The sequence below is a fragment of the Pseudomonas sp. SZ40 genome, assembly GCF_052958135.1.
Genome location: NZ_JBQWIF010000033.1, coordinates 44,257 through 63,312, shown reverse-complemented (window position 1 = coordinate 63,312; position 19,056 = coordinate 44,257). Strand labels below are relative to the sequence as shown.

8 protein-coding genes and 1 pseudogene are annotated in these 19,056 nt (G+C 55.6%); 7 read left to right on the top strand and 2 right to left on the bottom strand.

The window, feature by feature from the left end; translation table 11 throughout:
• The first annotated feature begins 16 nt into the window (after positions 1 to 16).
• Positions 17 to 11,431: a hemagglutinin repeat-containing protein gene (locus tag ACT9T4_RS21370; protein ID WP_499118821.1), complete on the top strand. Its 11,415-nt coding sequence runs from the start codon at positions 17 to 19 to the stop codon at positions 11,429 to 11,431.
• Between the two features lie 308 nt (positions 11,432 to 11,739).
• On the top strand, positions 11,740 to 12,423 hold the full coding sequence (locus ACT9T4_RS21365; RefSeq protein ID WP_179540048.1) for a hypothetical protein: 684 nt from the start codon (positions 11,740 to 11,742) through the stop codon (positions 12,421 to 12,423).
• Between the two features lie 441 nt (positions 12,424 to 12,864).
• Here ACT9T4_RS21365 and ACT9T4_RS21360 read toward each other — a convergent pair whose 3' ends face one another.
• Entirely contained in the window at positions 12,865 to 13,194 is a 330-nt protein-coding gene (locus ACT9T4_RS21360; RefSeq protein ID WP_499118825.1) for a transposase, read from the bottom strand.
• A gap of 124 nt (positions 13,195 to 13,318) precedes the next feature.
• A complete protein-coding gene (locus ACT9T4_RS21355) occupies positions 13,319 to 14,512 on the bottom strand; it encodes an IS4 family transposase (RefSeq protein WP_499118819.1) in 1,194 nt (397 codons plus the stop codon).
• 150 nt (positions 14,513 to 14,662) lie between these two features.
• Between ACT9T4_RS21355 and ACT9T4_RS21350 the strand changes: the two genes are divergently transcribed.
• From ACT9T4_RS21350 to ACT9T4_RS21330, 5 genes and pseudogenes are all read left to right on the top strand, one after another.
• Positions 14,663 to 14,956, top strand: coding sequence for a hypothetical protein (locus tag ACT9T4_RS21350; protein ID WP_499118816.1), 294 nt, complete (start codon positions 14,663 to 14,665; stop codon positions 14,954 to 14,956).
• A 67-nt stretch (positions 14,957 to 15,023) separates the two neighbouring features.
• Positions 15,024 to 15,725, top strand: a pseudogene (locus tag ACT9T4_RS21345) (transposase).
• Positions 15,726 to 15,887: 162 nt separating this feature from the next.
• Positions 15,888 to 16,274 carry a CDI toxin immunity protein gene (locus ACT9T4_RS21340; protein WP_499118815.1) on the top strand — a complete coding sequence of 129 codons (387 nt, stop codon included), beginning with the start codon at positions 15,888 to 15,890 and terminating at the stop codon, positions 16,272 to 16,274.
• A 768-nt stretch (positions 16,275 to 17,042) separates the two neighbouring features.
• Positions 17,043 to 17,750, top strand: coding sequence for a hypothetical protein (locus tag ACT9T4_RS21335; RefSeq protein WP_499118823.1), 708 nt, complete (start codon positions 17,043 to 17,045; stop codon positions 17,748 to 17,750).
• A 675-nt stretch (positions 17,751 to 18,425) separates the two neighbouring features.
• Positions 18,426 to 18,911 carry a hypothetical protein gene (locus ACT9T4_RS21330; protein WP_156152727.1) on the top strand — a complete coding sequence of 162 codons (486 nt, stop codon included), beginning with the start codon at positions 18,426 to 18,428 and terminating at the stop codon, positions 18,909 to 18,911.
• Positions 18,912 to 19,056: the final 145 nt, after the last annotated feature.

The following is a 19,056-nucleotide window of genomic DNA, read 5'->3' as shown; positions in this document are numbered from 1 at the left end:
CGAGGCGGGCGTGGGTGTGAAGCTGGCCGGCGACATGGCGGCCAGTGCCGGGGATATTCAGATCGATGCCAATGGGCAACTGACCCTGTCACGCATCGCCGCCCGGGACAATCTGCACATCGTCGCCGGCAGTGCCGAGCTGACAGGGCCCGCTTATGCAGGCAGCAACGTCGCCATTCGCGCAACTGCTGAGCTGAGCAACAAGCAGAGTCTCGCCGCCGCCAATAGCATCGATATACAAGCCGGCCGCCTCGACAACGCGGGCATTATCGAAGCCGGCGTCAACAACGATAACAGCCGCAATGCATCCGGCGATGTGCGCATCGACGCGACCGAGGTCCGCAATGCCGGCCGAGCGCTTGCCAGCCGCGAGCTGAAGGTCGATACCAAGGCCCTGGACAACCAGAGTGGCGTGCTGAGCGGCCAGGCACTGGCGTCGGTCAAGGCCGGCAGCATGAACAACCAGCAAGGTCGTCTGCTGTCGCAAGGTGACGTTCAGGTCAGTGCCAGCTCCCTCGACAACGGCAATGCCGGGCTCGTGTCCGCAGGCAATGGCGTTAGCCTGCAAGTCGGTGAGCTTGCCAACCGTGGTGGAGAAATCTCCAGCCAGAAGAGCGTAGCCATTTCCAGCTCTGAATTGGATAACCGCTCCGGGCGGGTCATTGGCGAGCAAGGCGTAGACCTCGATGTCGCAGGCAGGATGCTCAATGCACAGGGCGTCGTGTCTTCCAATGTGCAGTTGGCCGTAAAAGCTGCGGAACTGAATAACAGCGGTTCGGGCACGCTCGTCAGCCAGGGCACGTTGAGTGCACGGGTCGATGGCGTTCTGGACAACAGTGCCGATGGGGCCCTGATTGCGAAGACCCAGCTGGACGTATCGGCAGGTGTCACCAACAACAGCAAGGCGGGCTTGCTCTCGGGCAACGTGCTTAACCTGAGCGGCGACGCGCTGGACAATCGCGGCGGTCGAATTCTCGCCGACGAGCAACTCGGTCTCAGCCTGTCGAGGGCAGATAACAGCGCGGGCGGAGTCATCGATAGCCGCGGCAGCCTGCATGCAACGACCACCTTGCTGAGCAACCAAAATGGCGGGCGTGTAATCGCCGATGGTGACCTGAACCTGCGTGCCGAACTCATCGAAAACGCTGCCCAGGGCAAGATCGCCAGCCAGGGTGACTTGACCGCTCAGGTCACCGAGTTCAATCAGCAAGGCGGCCAGTTGCTGAGTCAGGGCCGTCTCAGTCTGCAGGGGCAGCGCCTCGATAACGGTGGCGGTGGTCTGTTGGCGGCAGGCAACGGCATCGATTTGCGAGTCGCGTCTGTCGACAACCGGGGTGGCGAAATCTCCAGCGCCGGGCGAGTGAAGGTCACTGGCCAAACCTTCGATAACAGCGCATCGGGTTTGCTGCTTGGCGATAGTGGCCTGCAACTGGCCGTTCAGCGGGTGCTCAACCACACCAAAGGCGTTCTTGGCGGGCGAGATGGGTTGCTGCTCGATGGCGAGAGCCTGGATAACAGTGCCGGCGGAACGCTGAGCAGCCTTGCCGCATTGCAACTGAATCTGCGCGGCAAACTCGACAACCGGGAAGGCCTGGTAACCGGCGAAGGGCAGGTGAAGCTGACCGCCAATGAGCTGGATAACCGCAGTGGCGCACTGTCCAGTGCGGGTGACCTGGTCATCGAGGTCGCTCAGGTGGACAACCGCGCTGGGCGCCTACTGACCGACAGCCAGGTCGATATCGCGAGCGTGTCGCTGGACAATCGTCAGGCAGGCACCATCAGCGGCAAGACCGGAGTAGGCGTCGACACCGATAGCCTGACCAACGACGATGCAGGCCGCATCACCAGCGGTGCAGGTCTGAACCTGATTGCCGATACGGTGAGCAGCAAAGGCGGTCGTATTGCTGCCACCGGGCCTGTATCCGTTACCACTGGCACATTGGATCAGCGTGCAGGGCAGTTGGTCAGCGAATCCACTCTGTCGGTGGATCTGGGTCAGGGCGCACTCGATAACAGTCAGGGCGGCTTGATTGCCAGTAAGGGTGTACTGGCTCTGAACAACGTTGGTGCTCTGAACAACAGTCAGAGTGGCGAGATATCCAGTGATCTCAGCTTCGTCCTGGCGGCCAAGTCGTTGGACAACAGTGGCGGTCGCGTCATCTCCGCGCAACAGTTGCAGGTGCGCATCGACGGGTTGTTGAAGAACAGCCTCAAAGGCCTGCTTTCCGGGATGTCGGGTGTGCAGCTGGCGGCGAATCGACTGGATAACAGTGCCGCAGGCCTGGTTACCAGCGGCGCCGATCTGGAAGTTGCCTCCCGCGAACTGGATAACCACGAGGGTGGAACCCTGTCGGCCGCTGCAGCGTTGCAGGTGCGCAGCGAACAGGTGAACAACTCGGCCGATGGCCTGCTGGCCAGCGGCAAAGCACTGAGCGTGGTGAGTGGTGAGCTGAACAACCAGAGCGGTCAGATCATCAGTCAGGGTGAACTGGTGGTCGGCGTCGACCAACTGCTCAATCGCAGTGGCGTGTTGAGCGCCAAGCAGCACTTGCAGCTTGATGCTGGCTCCGTTGCCAACCAGGGCGGGTTGATTTCCAGCACGAGCACGCTCGACCTGTCTGCCACCAGCCTGGACTCCAGTGAGCGAGGTGAAGTATCCGCCAAGGGCAATCTGTACCTGCGGGTCGCCGAACTCATTCAGCGCCAAGGGTCACTGATTGGCGAAGCGGGCGTCACCGTGGATCTGCAGGGTGGATCGCTGGACAACCGTGCTGGCCTCGTTTCCGCCGCTGGTCCTCTGCGTATCGATAACCTGAAGGCGTTGAATAACAGCCAGGGTGGAGAGCTCTTTTCGACGCAGTCCTACCTGCTGGCCGCTGAGAGCGTGAACAACAGCAACGGTGGCCGGCTGATCAGCAGCGGTACCCTGAGCCTGAACGCACAGACCATTCGCAACGATCAGGCAGGCTTGATCTCCGGCTGGCAAGGCCTGGCCATCAAGGGGGGCGCGCTGGACAACAGTGCCAAGGGCACAGTGTCGAGCAAGAATGGTGAGCTGAGTATCGAGCTCAGCGACCAGTTGGACAATCGCGACGAGGGCGCTCTGGTCAGCCAGGGCAATCAACGCGTCTCGAGCAAAGACCTGATCAACAGTGCAGGCATCATCTCGACTCAGGGAGCGCTCGAACTGAGCGTCTCGAATGAGCTCGACAACCGCGCCAAGGGCCTGATCAGCTCGCAAAGCACCATGCACATCGAGGCGCTCAACACCGCCAACCAGGCAGGACAGATCGTCGCCGGCGAGGCGCTCGCCATTCGTGGTGAGAGCCTGGATAACACGGCAGGTGTGATCACCAGCAACGCAGGTATTCATCTGCAATTGGCAGGTGCACTGGTCAATCGCGACAACGCGCAGCTCGCCAGTGCGGGGCCGCTGCGAATCGAAGCGGCATCCGTCGATAACAGGGGCGCAACCCTGGCCAGCCAGAACGTGCTGCAGCTGCTTGCTGCCAGCTTGAACAACGCCGACGGCGGCACGCTGCTGGCCCGTCAGCAATTGGCGTTGCGCCTGACCGGTGCTCTGGACAACAGTCGCGATGGCTTGATTTACAGCCAGGCCGGTGAGCTGCTGGTCGAGGCACAGCGCATCCTCAACGACCAGGGCAATTTGCAAAGTGCCAGTAACCTGCAGGTTACCGCCACCGAGGCGTTCAGCAACCGCGATGGGCGACTGATCAGTAGCGGTGGCAACCTCAACGTGACGGCTGCGAGTCTCGACAATCAGCGTGGCGTGCTGGATAGCGCGGCCGGCCGGCTGCAGTTGGCAGTTACCGGCGAGTTCGACAACCGCAGTGGTACTGCCCAGGGCCAAACGCTGGACGTAACCGCTGCAGACATCGACAACGAAGCGGGGCACCTGTCCGGCCTGAACGGCAACGCCGAAATCGACACCGGGTCGCTCAACAACCGTGACGGCGGGCTCTATGCACGGGGTGATCTCACCGTGCATGCAGCGCATGTCAATAACGGCGGTGGCCAGGTAGCGGCGCGAGCAATCGATTTTAGCCTTGCCGGCGCGCTCGATAACCAGAGCGGCCTGATCGAAAGCGAACGCTCGCTCCTGCTGCAGGCTGGCAGCGTCGATAACCGACAGGGCCGCTTGCGTTCGCTGGGCAGCACTGGCTTCACCCGCATTAACGCCACGAGCCTGGACAACCGCAGCGGCCTGATCGAGACCGCCAACCAAGACCTCTCGGTGCAGGTAGGCAGCCTGGTCAACCAGGCTGGGCAGATCCGGCACATGGGCAGCGGGTCCTTCGGCCTGGCAACTGCGCAGGTGATGGCCGCGGGCGGCAGCTTCGTCACCGGCAGCGCACTCACTATCGACGCCAGCAGTTGGGTCAATGACAGCCTTCTGCAAGCAGCCAGCCTCGTTCTGAACATTGGTCATTTCACGCAGACGGCGACCGGCCGCCTGCTCGCTGCCACGTCTTTCACCGGCACCGGCGATACCTGGATCAACCAGGGTGTGTTGGCCAGTGACGGCAGCATGAGCGTTGCGCTCACCGGTGGTTACAGCGGTGGTGGTCGTCTGAGCAGCATCGGCAACCTGACGCTCGATGCCGCGAACCTGAGCCTGTCGGAAAGCGCCCGTGTCAGCAGTGGCGCGAAGGCTGAAATCGACATCGTCGGTCAATCGAACAACCGAGGTGTCATCACCGCTGTTGACGGTCTCGCTATCAGCGCAGCCCAGCTTGAAAACTTCGGCACACTGGGTAGCAGCGCCGATCTTTCAGTCATCGCATCGACGCTCCGTAACGAAAGCGGCTTGATCTTCAGCGGCGCAGATATGGCGCTGCGCGCAGACGAACTCGTCAACTACCAGGCGGATATCTACAGCCTGGGCGGCCTGGATATCAGCGGCCGTGCCGACGGCAGCGAAAGCAACCTGATCGACAACAACTCCGGGACCGTGGAAAGCGCCGGTGATATGCGCCTCTACGCCAATACCTTGCGCAACCAGCGGGATCGCTTCGCCACTGAGCAGCAGCGTGTGTCAGGCAGCATCGGCATTTATGGTAGCGACAATTGTTCGGGGCAGGGATGCTCCTGGCGTTTCAACTCCACCGAGCGCTTTGAAGATGTAATTGTCTCGGGAAGCGCCTCTGCAGCGGGATTCATAGGTGCTGCTGGCAATTTCACCTTCAGCGGCAATCTATTTGATAACAGACACAGCACTGTATCTGCAGGTGGTGACATCACCATCGATACCGATGTTTTTAACAACATAGGTGCCGGTGGTGGTGAGGAGCGTTTTTATGATGCCGGTTTGTATACGCAAGACCGTGGTATCTACTACGAATTCTTGCGGCAAACGGACTTATACAACCAGTACAGCAATCCGAACTCCCCGAGTTATGACCCTCTGCTGATGACGCGCGAGCAATTCGTCGCAACCTATGCCCCACCTGGGCGCCATGGTAGAACTTCATATACCACGCCTATCGCCGCTAGTGTCGTGGCTTCTGCAATAGTGCAAGCCGGCGGCGCGGTCAAAATCACCGCCAGCCAGGAAATCAATAACAGCGTTCTGCGTTCGCTGGCTACCTACGTTGGCGATACTTCGAAGGGCGTGGATACCACGGTTGCTGCCAGCACCACGCCGCTTATTGCCATTACCACGCAACTGCCACCAGACCTCGCGCAAAAGCAGATCAATCCCCTGACTCTGCCCGGCTTCAGCCTGCCCACTGGCCAGAATGGCCTGTTCCGCCTCAATCAGCAGGGCGGGCAGCAAACCGGAGCGACGTCCGTAACTGGCATTGCCGGCCCTGCAGCCGTCGTCGGTCAGGGCATTGTCGTCGGCAGCCAGGAGCAACATGCCGCAGCCTCGGCCCTGAGTGGGCAGCAGATTGCCGTGCCAGGTGGCACCAGTGCTGGTCAGGTGCCAGTCGTTGCAGGCGTAACGGCACCGTTGGCCGTAGACGGTGTAGCCACGCTGGGCCAGCCGGTCGTACCTGGTAGCAGCCACAAGTACTTGGTCGAGACCAACCCAGCACTCGCCAACCTGGGTAACTTCCTCAACTCCGACTACATGCTGAGCAGGTTGGGTTTCGATCCGGATCTGGCGCAAAAGCGCCTGGGTGATGGCCTCTACGAGCAGCGCCTGATTCGCGACGCTATCACCGCTCGCACGGGCCAGCGCTTTATCGCTGGCCTGGATAGCGATGAGGCCATGTTCCGCTACCTGATGAACAACGCTATCGCCAGCAAAGAGTCGCTGCAGCTCACCGTGGGCGTGAGTTTGAGCGCGGCTCAGGTGGCGGCGCTGACCCACGACATTGTGTGGATGGAAGAAGTAGAAGTTGCCGGTGAGAAGGTTCTCGCTCCAGTGCTGTACATGGCTCAGCCAGCAAACCGCCTGATGGCTAATGGTGCGCTGATCCAGGGCCGCGACGTGACGTTGATCAGTGGCGGCTCGCTGAACAACAGCGGCACCCTGCGTGCCAGCAATAACCTCTCGGCCACCGCCGCGAATATCGAAAACCGCGGCCTGATCGAGGCCGGCAAGCGCCTCGAGCTGATGGCGACCGACAGCATTCGCAATGCCGCAGGCGGCATCATTTCCGGGCGTGACGTGAGCTTGGTGGCACGTGATGGCGACATCATTAACGAGCGCACCATCACCACCGTAACCGGCAGTGGTAGGGACTATCAGTACCGCGCCGACGTAGCGACCGCCGCCTCGCGTATCGAAGCGGCCAATGACCTGAGCGCAATCGCGGGCCGCGATGTGCAGAGTTTGGGCAGCGTCATCAAGGCCGGTGGTGATGCACGCATCGAAGCCGGGCGCGATGCCCTGATCGCCAGCCAGCGTGAAGAGGATTCCTACAGCTACCAAGGCCGCCGTGAGCGGGGTAGTCAGTACCAGGTCACCCAGCATGGCAGCGACGTGCAGGTGGGCGGCGATCTAGCCATCAGCGCGGGCCGCGACTTGGGCGTGATTGCCAGCCGCGTCAACGCGGCCGGGGATATCGACCTGAAGGCCGCGGAAAACATGGTGATCGCCGCGGCCGCGAACGAAAGCCATAAAGAGTCCTTCTACAAGCACGCCGGCAAGAAGGTTGAGCGCGCCGAGACCAGCGTCAGTCAGCAAGCATCGGTGATTGAAGCGGGCGGCAACTTCACCAGCGTGTCCGGCAACGACACCACGCTGATTGGCAGCCAGATCCACGCTAGCGAAGAGGCTTACCTTTACGCCGGTGGTGACATCGATCTCGATGCTGCCCAGAACTTCGATTACAGCTACTTCTACAAGAAGAAAAAAGGCGGCATGTTCAGCAGCAGTAAGCTGCAGATGTCCGAGTCCTCCAACAGCGAAGCGGTTTCCTCGTACATTACCTCGGGGAGCGATCTGACGCTGCGTGCCGATAAGGACATCGCCGCCCGCGGGGCCCAGTTGATTAGCGATTCGGATATCTATCTGAGCGCAGGTAGCAATGTTGTTCTGGATGCAGCTCAGAACGCCAGCAGCCAGGCCAACGCCAAGGCTAAAAGCGGTCTGTTCTCCAGCAAATCGAAAACCAGCAGTTCCGAGGCCTCAACGCTTACCGGTACTCGCCTGGACGGCCAGAACATCGTCATCGAAGCCAATGACGATATCGCGCTGCGCGCCGCAGGCCTGCGTGCTGACGACGCCATCATCCTGGATGCTGGGCGCGATGTATCGGTAGGTACTGCGGTGGCCTCGCAGCAGTCGAGTCAATCCAGCAAGTCCAGCTCGCTGAAATGGCACATCTTCGACTCGCTTGCCACCAATGGCTCTTTGACGCTCGAGCAGAAATCCAAGGGTGCCCAGTCGTCTTCCTCACAGGAGGTTGGCAGTACGCTCAGCGGCGCCACCATTGACGTGACAAGCGGCCGCGATACTGCGGTTCGGGGCAGCACCCTGGTCGCTGACAGCGATATCAACGTAGCGGCTGGGCGCAATCTGCTGATCACCAGTGGTGAGGCCAAGGATGATTCCAGTGCTCGCTCCAGCTCGAAGAAGTCTGGAGAAATTGGCGATTGGTGGCAAGGCGCCACGGGCGTGGTCAGTATCAAGCAAAGCAGCCAGAACAGCACCACTCAGCAACTGGGTAGCCAGATCGCCTCGCTGGGTGGGGATGTCGAGCTGAAGGCTGGGGAAGCCTACCGGCAGCAGGCCAGCCAGGTCATCGCGCCGCAGGGCGATGTTTCGATCACGGCCAAGCGTGTCGACATCGAAGCAGGGTATGACCTGCTCAGTTCCAGCCAGAAGCAAAGCTCCAACCGTACCGCTCTTGGCGGCACCGTAAGCGTGCCGTTGATCGACGCCGTGCAGGGCGCGCAACGCATGATCAATGCTGCGGGTGACACCAAGGACGGACGCCTGACAGCCTTGGCGGCAGCCAACACCGCAATGAGCAGTTACCAGGCTTATCAGAGTGCGATGACGCTGGCTGCTCAGGACTTCACTGGCATCAAGTTCAGCGTCAATCTGAGCAATAGCCAAAGCCAGAGTGGCGGTACCCAGTCCGGCCAGAATGTGGTCGCCAGCAGCGTCGCGGCAGGCCGCGACATCAACATCAAGGCTACCGGTGATGGTGACGCCAGCAACCTGAACATTGTGGGTAGCACCATCGATGCAGGGCGCAACGTATCGCTCGATGCGGATGGCAGCATCAACTTGGTCTCAGCGCAAAACACCGCCAACCAAGACGGCAAGAACAGCAACAGCGGCTGGAGTGCAGGTGTTGGCTTCGGTATCGGTCAGCAGAACGGCTTCACCCTCGAACTGGCTGCCAATAAAGGCAAAGGCTCATCCGAAGGTGAAGCGATCACCCATGCCAATACGTTGGTAACTGCGGGCGAGAAAGTTGCCCTGAACAGTGGTGGCGACACCAACCTGAAAGGCGCTGTAGTCACCGCCAAGCAAGTTACCGCCGAAGTGGGTGGCGACTTTAATCTGGCCAGTCAGCAAGACATCGACAACTACAAATCCAAACAGCAAAACGCGGGCGTTGGGCTGAGCCTGTGCATCCCGCCTTTCTGCGCGGGCGTGTCCACTGTCTCCGGAAGCTTTAGCCAGCAGAAAATCAATAGTGAATACGCAAGCGTCGGTCAGCAAACGGGGATCAAGGCGGGCGATAACGGCTTCCAGATCAACGTTGGCGGCAATACGGATCTGCAAGGCGCCATCATCGCCAGCAATGACAAAGCCGTAGCGGACGGTAAGAACAGCTTGACGACCGGTACGCTGACGCATTCCGATATCGAGAACAAAGCCGAGTACAAGGGCAGCAGCATCAGCTTGAGCGGCAGCTACAGCATGGCTGCTCACGATAAAGAAGGCAATGTAATCGAGGGCAAGGATGGCAAACCTGTTCAGGAAGCCGCTGCGAATGCAGGCACACCAATTGCGCTAAGCGCCAGCGGCAAGGAAAAGAGCACAACACATAGCGGGATCAGTGGTGGGACCATCACCATCACCGACGAGGCGAAACAGCAGGAGCTGACAGGCCAGACTGCTGAGCAGGCAGTTGCCGATGTCAATCGTGATGTCTCCAGTGACAGAGACGGTAGCAACACTCTCAAACCGATCTTTGATCGCAAGGAGATCGAAGCCGGCTTTGAGATTACTGAGCAGTTTGTAAGGAATGTGGGTAATTTGCTGGAGGCTAAGGCGCGTGAGGCGGACTCTAAAAAAGCCTATGCAGAGAAAATTGAGGCTGAGGCAAATAATACTGCCAATGGACTCACCACTGCACAGCGTCTGATTTTGCTGGCTCAGGCACAGGTACTCATGGATGAAGCTAAGGCCATCAATAAGAACTGGGGCGCAGGTGGTACCTATAGGCAAATTGCAACAGCACTGACTGCTGCCGCGGGAGGCCAGGTCAATGCAGGCGCGAGTCAGTTTGCGCAGAATATGGTGGTGAACTACCTGCAGCAGCAAGGCGCTGCTTATATAGGCAAGTTGGTGGAAAACGGCTCATTGAGCGAAGGCAGCCCTTTGCACGCCGCATTACACGCAATTGCCGCCTGTGGCGCGGCTGGTGCTAGCCAGCAGTCCTGTTCCGCTGGAGCGATGGGAGCCGCTGCCAGCAGCGTTCTCACGAAAGTATTCACCGAAACTAGTCCGGATGAAACTAATGCGCAGCGTGAAGCAAAGCGTAATCTGCTTCTGAGCATCGTAACTGGTATCGCTGCTGTTACGGATCCTGATGGTGCCGCCACCGCTAATAATGCGGCAACTGCAAATGTCGATAACAACTGGTTGGCCACACAGCAGAAGGTGCAACGCAACAAAGAATTGGCTGAAGCACAGACGGTTGGTGAACAGTTTAAGATATATGCTAAATGGCAAAAAACATCAGTAGAACAGGATCTGGCTACTGGCGTTGGGCTAGCAAAAGGCTTGAGAGATGGCCTTGCAGGCTCCGGGTTGGATTCGCTTAATACGTTGGCGCGCTTCTCTGCATTTCCAGGGGAGAGCCTTGATGAAATATCTGAGATGATTAACATGCCGGCAATGAAGCAATTGCTGGGTGCAAAGTACGAGGAGATGCAGCAGTCCATCGAAAAAGCCAAAACATCTCTTGATGTTGGTGGCCTAGAGCACGCCGAGAAGTTAGGCATGCAAATTGGACACATTATATCTGTAGCGATGACGCTGGTAGTTGCTGTTGAAGCTGATGCGGTAAAAGCAGCGGGGCAAGCTGCTAGGTTTGGAGTTACGCTAACTAAGGAGAAAGCCGGTGCTCTGATACCAGGCTCGGCTGATAAGTTGGCTGCTCAATTGGCTATCATCGAGAAGTACGGTTTTGATGGAGATGTACCGTTAGCTCCCAAAGAAACGATCGGCACAAAAACGCCAGATGCCCCCCCAAAACTCGAAGGCTTGCCCGCCCCGCAGCCAAATAAATTTGCTGACATTGAGGAGCTGTTCGGTCAAAATTTTGAAAGTATTGATTTGTCACATCTGCCTAACTGGAAGAATGGATCGCTTATAAATGATGGGGTGCTGGGTGAGCAGTTGGCCTTGCAGTTGCTCAATGAAAAAACCGGTCTCAATTTCAAACCATTGCAGAACGGTAGCAACCATGGCTGTGATGGCTGCGCGGTGGCGATCAATGGCGATATGATTACCGTAGTAGTGATGGACGCGAAATCTTCTGTAAATGGGGTGGGTGGCGCGAAGAGTCCCTTGGGAGATCCCGAGGCGAGGTTGAGAGGATGGTTGAATGATGCATCGATTGCAAACTCAGATCCAGCATTGAGAGACGCTTTGCAAGCTGCGTTGACTTCCGAGAAAGCTAACGTTCAAGGCGTGACCGTCAAAGTCGGTCTGCCGGCCCCTGGTAAAACAGGTGTTGCAGAATTTAAGGTGGAAGCATGGCCCAAAAGATAATTCAATACGAGCGCGCGGGTGTGAACCCGAAATGGCCCTCTTACAAAAGTGTCTTAGACCGTATCGCCAAGGGGCCACACGTATCAGATGAGTACGAGTTGAATGGCATTCGTGAGTATGTGACACGCGGTGATGCATTTGCTAAGCCCTCTATGCCTGTTCCAAATAGAAACAATGCTACTCGTAGCAGTGCCGAGTGGATGGCGGTCACACGCGCCCACGAGGTATTGGCAACCGCTGCAAATAATCCGCAATGGCTTCAGGACTTGGCGCATTGGGTTCGCTATTACCAGGTTGGTATCAAACAAGTGTTTTTCTGGGCGTGCCAGTTCGACATCCTGGCTAAAGCAGCAGGAAATGCCCGACGTCAACAAAACTATAATATCCAAACTGCCAGCAACATGATGGCGGCCATGGCGATACTGGGTTGGAAAGATGCTCTGATTTACATGGGCTACCTCAGCCACGCAGCGCTCAATCGCAGGCATCAACTGGTGCTTCAGTACGAAGAGGAGCAACGCCGCGCCCAAGCCTTCATGCTGCGGTTGTTTGCCGATTGGGTGGGCGATGTCTCGCACCAGTGGCCTGCCTATGCTTATGACGAACCCATTTACGAAGCGTTGTTGCTGCATTGGCGTACTCCCAACCCTGAGGACCTACTGCCTTGCCTCTTGGCTGCCTGCGACCGGCATACTTGGCAAAGCGGCAAAGACAGCCTTAAGAACTTCTACGACTTCAATCAAGACTGGCATCTTGAGCGTGTACCAGTGGAAATCCTCTACATCCTGCGCCTGCGGCAGTGGGAAGGTTTGGCAAATCCGCAGAAGATCGATCATCCGTTGATGGCTACACCCTATGATCAACTGCCTCCAGAACAATCTGTGCCAGAATTAGACGAACTTATGCAAGGCGTGCTTAAACGCGCACGTGAGGATTGGCCGCAGTACGACGAAGTGCTGTCTTTGTCGGCACTAAAAAGTGGCCATAAGTAAGAGAAGCATTACCCTTTATGTCATGAGAAAAAGGGGCACCCATTAGCCGGCTTTGCGTCAAGACTCAAAGCCACCCGCTCTGCTTTCTTAAGAGCAGAGTTTTCCAGCGCCGAACCTGATGGGTTGATCCGGTCGAGTCCGTTTCCTCGTTTTTGGCTGCGACCGAGTCGCGCCAGTCACCCATATGGATCAAGCGGTAGCTAACGACCAGCACCGCCCTGGCGGGAAACCCGCCCCAGAGAAACGTTGGTGCCGCCAATGTGTCCAAACCGTTTCACAGAACCATGGCTCGTATAAAAACTACACGTCCAGTCTCTTCTAGCTCACTTGGCAGGCGACTCAGGTACAACACACTCAGGCGGTGGCAGCAGGTCTCCACTCAGACTTGCTGGCTCTCATCCAGCCCCCTTTCCGGCTGACCTGCTGCCACCTTCATTCGCCTCAGGCGAAGCAGCGGTTTACATCAAATGGCTGTTTCTCCTTGAGCATGTGATAGCTCGCCCGGGCCAGCTTGTGAGCCAATGCCTTGGTGGCTACCACATTGTTCGTTTTTGCTTTCTTCTTGTCGAAGAAGCGCTTGGCTTCTTCATTGAAGCGTCGCGCAAAGTTAGCTGCTTCGACAAAGGCCCAGACCAGATAGGCATTGCCGTTCTTCGTATTGCCTTCACCCTTTTTCTTGCCATTGGAATAGTGGTCACTATTCACGCACCGTGCATAAGAAGCGAATTTGCCGACATCGGCAAAGCGCTCGATGCTTCCCGTCTCTAGCATGATCACGGTCGCCAGAACTTCACTTCAGCAAGGCGTACTCTGGGCGCAGGCGCACACCGCGTAACAGGCACTCTTCCAAGCAATGAGAACAATAGGGGACAGACCCTGAGGAATCCCCACAAATCTACTCCAGCACCTGAGCTTGCCGGTGAACCTCGTCACGCAGCAATAGCTCCATCCTGGTGAGTACCGAGCAGGATAAATCGTTGGCCGAGCGCCTGAGGTATTCAAGGCCGACACGCCAGAGCGACAGCACGGTTTTATGCCTGACGCTGTTGCTCTGAAAGCGGATTGCCCTGCCTGTCATCCGAGCTTGAAGGCCGGCAAGGTAAAGCGCATAACAAGCCAGTGCTGCGATCAGCAGCAGGATCTCGATACGCCGTGGGCAGCGCGTTCGATGCAGGTCGAAGGCAAAGCCGAAACGTAGGCTTTTCACATCCCTAAACCCTTCCTCGATCTGCATCCGCTTGCGGTAGATGCCCACGATCCGACGTGCCGTCCAGTTAGCTTGTGGCAGGTTGCTGGCGAGCAGCCAGGGCTCTTGTTCACGGCGAGCGTTCTGTCGGCTGAGCTTGCTACGGGCGATGCTGCCCGTCACGCGTCGGTGTTTTCTACCCCTGGGCCGCTGGTGAATGCCGTACAAAGCAACGCTGTGCGGCGCACTGCGCGTCATCTCGATTTGTCCAAGCGAGCGCGCTGTCGAAGTTATCTGCTGGTAGAGCTGCTTGATCGGTTGCCAGCGGCCTTGTTCATCACGATAGAGGTCACGATTGCGCACACGCCCCACGTAATGCCACCCCTTGGCTTCAACAGCCTGGAACCAGGGGCGACGAAACCCAGCATCGGTCACCAGGATCGGCACGCACTGCTCGGGCAGCATGACTTCAAGTGCATCGAGCAGTTGCTTCTGGCGCTGGGGGCAACCTTCACGATCATGCACGCTTTCGTAAACAGGGAACGCTCGACCGGCCAATGGGATGGAAGCCCGCAGCACGTAAAGATCAGACGCGGCATTGATTGGCGACCAATCCACCAGGATCAAGGGATGATGTAGGGAGCCAAACAGTGCCGTAAGCATTTTCCAGTAAAACAGCAGGCGTTCGTTTTGCAGATGTGCGTTGCCGAGCAGGCGATCCACACGCTTGATCGAGTGCCTGGCGTAAGCCGCGCTCGGCATGGCCCTGCCCAGATCGGTCAGGGTCAGGCGGTGCCCTTGCAGCAAGGCACTGACGCTGCTCATCAAGGCATTCAGTCGCTTGCTGTGGATCGTGGGGAGTGCTCGGGAAAATGCCCTGTGTAAGAATCGTACTGCCTGCATGAGTCTCGGGGGTTGGTTGGTTTGGCGACTACCAAACTGCCCGACTCATGCAGGCATCTTCAAGCTATCCGACTGATCTGCATGGATATTTTGTGGGGATTCTTCAGAATCTGTCCCCTTTTCTTCCTATATTCCCATCTAGGTGATGTAATGCAGGATTATCCCGTTATAAAAAACCTACTCTGCTCTATATTTTCGGTGGATGTTGGTTTGGATGAAAGTGAGGCGTTCGCTGCTTTGGGGCGTGTGCTAAATGATAAGCGTCAGAGAAAAAAGATAGAGCATGAATTGCTTGGGCTTTTTAATGATCAATCTGCTCTTTGGGTTGAGTTGCTTGATAATGACAGTTATGTTGTCTATCCAGCAGATGATAAAAGTGATGCTAAAAGCTACTTGATGGGAATATTGTGGAATAAAGTGTTCCCAGGTGTACCGCTGCCTTAAGGAAAAGGGGCAGATTTATTTTATTGCTGATGGACTAAGCTGAAAGCCTCAATGGAAGGAGGTTGTTATGCCAAGGATGGGACGCATTGTGGTGCCTAACTACCCGCATCACGGGGTGCAGTGAGGCCATAATCGCCAGGTGGTCTTTGTCGGCGATCAGGATTATCAACGTTACATTGCTGATCTGCGCGAGTTGAAAGACGTCTTTGGGATCAAAGTCAATGCCTACTGCCTGATGACGAATCACGTTCATCTGCTGCTGGCGCCCGGTGAGGCCATCGCTGGGTTGGGGCAGTTGATGAAGGCCCTGGCAGCACGTGCCACGCGGTATAGAAATCGTCTGGAAGGGCGCACCGGCACTCTCTGGGAGAGCCGTTACAAGTCCAGTGTGGTCGAGTCAGACGCCTACTTGCTTGCCTGCTGCCGCTATATCGAGTTAAACCCGGTTCGGGCCCGTATGGTTGCCGAGGCAGGTGACTACCCCTGGTCGAGTTACCAGATGCGCGCCACTGATCAAGCGGACAGTGATTGGTTGGATATTGACCCTTGCTTCATCGCGCTTGGCGATACGCCTGAAAGGCGTCGTATCCGTTATATGAAGTTCATGCGCCAAGCTGTAACGTCAAGTGAAATTGAACTGATCCGGACTGCACTTCAGAGAGGGCAGTTAACCGGTAGTGCTCGTTTTGTGGATGAAATAGAGAGAGTTCAGGGGCAACGGATAGAGCTACGGGGGCAGGGGAGGCCTAGGAAAGTGTCAGAAAAATAAATCTGTCCCCTTTTGCACTTTTGCATTCAAAAGGTACTCACATAAATGTATGGGGCTATACTCGAGGTGAAAGCCCTGGCAAAGCAGTAAAGCTGGTTATACCTTTTGATGGTAATGAGAAGGCCTTTGAGGCAATATTGGAAATGCTAAATAGGTAATCAGATGACTCTATTCGAAGAATGTAAAGAAGCACTTGGTGCCGATTTTAGAGTGATTGATGGAGATGGTTTTGTTGCGGCGATGAATGTGTTAAAAAAATATCCAGTCTCAAAGAATGGGGTTGTATGGGAGGAGTTGAGCTTTAAAGATTACGATGGTATTGAAGAGTTGCTGAGTGGAGTTGCTAATAAAATAGATGGTGTGTACGTTCTGGCGGATGATGCTGAGATTCCTTTATTTTGCACAAATTTGAAGCTGATTGCGGAGAATATCTACGATGTTACAGCGTTGTCTCCAAAGCTGTTGATTTTTAACGATAGGGTGATTATGCAGCCTTTATTCCCAACTGAGATGATACGTTTGGGTTACAGAATAGGGGAGGAAAGGTAAAAATGGAAAGATTTGAATGGCACTTATTTAGCCCTTAACTGATTGATTCTAAGAAGAGAGGCCGATCTTGGTCTGCGGTGATAGTTGCGAACATACACCGAGCCCAAAAAGTAGCCGATATGAATTCTAGGCATCAAGCTGTCATTCATCAACGGCAATGTGCCCGGCGACATATATCAAGTGCCTACGCCTTCTCCAACGACCGATGCAGCCAAAGCAATCGATAGGGGCAGGCTGGATGGCGCAAAGAGTCCCCTGAGAGATCCCGAGGCGAGGTTGAGAGAATGGGTTGAATAATGCATCGAAATCAAATTCAGACCCAGCACTGAGAGACGCTTTGCAAGCGGCGTTGGACTCAGGGAAATCCAAGGTTCAAGGCGTGACCGTCAAAGTCGGTCTGCCGGTCTTTGGTAAAACAGGTGTTGCAGAATTTAAGGTGGAGCCATGGTCCAAGAAATAATTCAGTGCGAGCGCTCGGGCGTAAACCCGAAATGGCCTTCTTACAAAAGTGTGCTGGGGCGCATAGCCAAGGGGCCACACGTATTAGATGAATACGAGTTGAATGGCATCCGTGAATATGTTGAGCGCGGCGATGTATTTGCGAAGCCATCAATGCCTGTACCAAATAGTGACAACGTTACGCGTAGTAGCTCCGAATGGATGGCCGTCACACGAGCCCACAGGGTATTGGCAACCGCACCAGATAATCCGCAATGGCTTCTAGAGTTGGCCCATTGGTTGCGCTATTACCAAGTAGGAATTTGGCAGTTGTTCTTCTGGGCGGGCCAGTTCGACATTATTGCCAAAGCGGCAGGCAATGATCGACGCCGCCAAAACTATAGCATCCAAACCACCACCAATATGATGGCCTCCATGGCGATCCTAGGCTGGAAGAATGCTGTCACCCATCAGGGCTATCTCACCCATGCGGCTCTCAACCGTGGGCATCAATTAGTGATTGAGTGCGAAGAGCAACACCGCCGCGCCCAAGCCTTTATGCTGCGTGTGTTTGCCGATTGGGTGGGTGATGTCTCGCATCAATGGCCTGCTTATGCTTATGACGAACCCATCTACGAAGCCTTGTTGGCCGAGTGGCGCACTCCCAGACCCGACGACCTGATGCCCTGTCTGTTGGCCGCGTGTGACCGCCACACTTGGCAAACCGGCAAAGAGAGCCAGAAGAATTCCTACGACTTCAATCAGGACTGGCACTTGGAGCGCGTGCCGGTGGAAATTCTCTATATCCTGCGCCTGCGCCAGTGGGAAGGTTTAGCCAATCCGCAGAAGATCGATCATCCGCTACTGGCCGCGCCCTTTGACCAATTGCCGCCCGAGCAACCAGTACCTGAGTTGGACGAGTTGATGCAAGGTGTGCTCAAGCGCGCAAGGGAAGATTGGCCACAGTACGATGAAGTGCTGTCTTTGCCAGAATTGAGGGGTTGTAAATCAGGGTCAGAACACGATAGAAATAATTGAAGTCGCATTGCGCCGGGATCAGATTACGGTTAGATAACAAGCTCTTTGATAATTTGGAATTTACATCTGTGATGATCCGTTGTTGTCCCGCAGCGTCGAACACCATGTCCGAACAGGTGCGGATACTAAGCAGGTGGCTTCAGCTCTTTTAAATAGTTATCGCTGGCTTTGAATACGCCCCTATACCAACGACCGCCTGGTCCAAATGGCGCCCTGTTACCGGTCGTGATGTATTTTTTATTTAAGTGGTCTGAACCCGATTCTTCTGTTTCACAAACTAAAAGAGATGTGTGCGCGCTAGCTGCTGTGGTTATCATGGCTTCGCTCGGTAGCGAGGGCAAGAAAGCGGCGAAGAAAATCGAAGATACGCCTTTTCAGGTAGGTTACTTCAAGCGTCACTGATGCAATGACAGATAATAATTTTAGAAAGCTAGTTAAAAGTATGCGGCAGGATGGGCTCAAGGATCCAGTTATTCAGTATGTGGAGATCAATAGTGTGCCTCATGTCGTAGTAGGTAATAATCGACTGACTGCGGCAAGGTTTCTAGGAGAGACGTCTGAGTTTATATGCAAGAAGGTCGGTTTCCCAATTCCTAGAACCAATTTTCATACAGAAAAAATATGTTTTAGATACAATTGGCTCGGTTAGACAGCCTAGATGTAGGGGTAGTTGATGTGGCAATTTGGCAATTCGTTTTCTTTCTCGTTCCGCAGGACAAGATTTTGAGAGAGGATGGCTCTTCTCCTTTATATTTGGAGCAATTTAAATCACGTGATGTTGATACTCTTTTTGAGGAAGAGATTTCTGAGGAGTTCATTGATTATTGGGGTGGAGGGTGGCTTCAGTTAAGGGAATATGTTTCTAATATGTTTCCCTCTTTACCTTCTTGGAGTGTAGATGCCGAATTCTTTGGTATTGATGGGCAGGTAAGGGTAGAGTTTTGGAAGGATGAAGTAATTTGTATGGTTGATGCGCGTGCCGATGTAAATAAAAGTATTTACTTTTTTTCATCACTAGCAGAAGAATGTAAGTGCGTCGTCATATTAAAGGAAGGTGGTCGAGTAATTGCTCCCTCAAATTTATCTTTGTATGAGGAGTTTTTGAAATCTAAAGCGTATCAGTTTATTCAGAATCCTCACAAAACATTGCTGGATGGCTAAATAGGGGAAAAGGGGACACCTATTAGCCAGCCTCGCCTCAAGACCCAAAGCCACCCACTCTGCTTTTTAACCGCATAGTTTCCAGCGCCGAACCTGATGGGTTGAACCGCTCGAGTCTGTTGCCCGTTCTTGTCTGCGACCGAGT

Bases quoted from the DNA above. Each gene is read 5' to 3' on its own strand.
- ACT9T4_RS21360 (WP_499118825.1), bottom strand. From the start codon at position 13,194: ATGCTAGAGACGGGAAGCATCGAGCGCTTTGCCGATGTCGGCAAATTC.
- ACT9T4_RS21355 (WP_499118819.1), bottom strand. From the start codon at position 14,512: ATGCAGGCAGTACGATTCTTACACAGGGCATTTTCCCGAGCACTCCCC.
- ACT9T4_RS21350 (WP_499118816.1), top strand. From the start codon at position 14,663: ATGCAGGATTATCCCGTTATAAAAAACCTACTCTGCTCTATATTTTCG.
- ACT9T4_RS21340 (WP_499118815.1), top strand. From the start codon at position 15,888: ATGACTCTATTCGAAGAATGTAAAGAAGCACTTGGTGCCGATTTTAGA.